We start from the raw sequence: 636 nt of genomic DNA on the forward strand, positions 1-636 counted from the left end.
TGATGACATTTTGATGACAGGCTCAGCCCTTACCTGTACAAGCTTTAGAGCATATTGTCATCAAATCATCAAATTTTTTAGCTTTTTTACCCCTAATACAAAAAAACACATGAATTCGACCCAAGCAAGAGAAATTCCGATAGAAAAAGTACTCGAAAATTTAGGATATGAACCGACAAAATCAAATGAAAATGAAAACTGGTATTTGTCTCCTTTTAGAGCTGAAAAAACCGCTTCTTTTAAACTAAATAGAACTCTAAATCGCTTCTTTGATCATGGCGAACAAAAAGGTGGAAATACCATTGATTTTGTAATTTTCAAATTTGGTTTTAGTGTTTCCGAAGCTTTAAGTTATCTTGAAAAGTTCGACAGTTTTTTTTCTTTTCAGAAGCAAATTTTTGAAACTCCAGTAAATATAGAAAGCAACATTAAAATTGAAAAAGTAATCGAAATCCAACATTTGGCTTTAATTCAATATTTGAGAAGCAGGAAAATTTTAAAGGTGCAAAACGAAAACAATCTAAAAGAAGTTCATTATACCATCAACAATAAAAAATATTTTGCAATCGGTTTTGAAAATAAAAGTAGTGGTTTTGAAATCAGATCTAAATATGCCAAAATATGTATTGGAAAAAA

The 636-nt window shown here is 29.6% G+C and carries 1 protein-coding gene; it reads left to right on the forward strand.

The genetic code is table 11. The features are described from left to right. Window positions 1-109 precede the first annotated feature (109 nt). On the forward strand, window positions 110-636 hold a 527-nt coding region (locus B0A75_RS20360; RefSeq protein WP_244284437.1), incomplete at its 3' end, for a CHC2 zinc finger domain-containing protein.

The sequence above is a fragment of the Flavobacterium oncorhynchi genome, assembly GCF_002217355.1.
GTDB classification, from domain to species: Bacteria; Bacteroidota; Bacteroidia; order Flavobacteriales; family Flavobacteriaceae; genus Flavobacterium; species Flavobacterium oncorhynchi.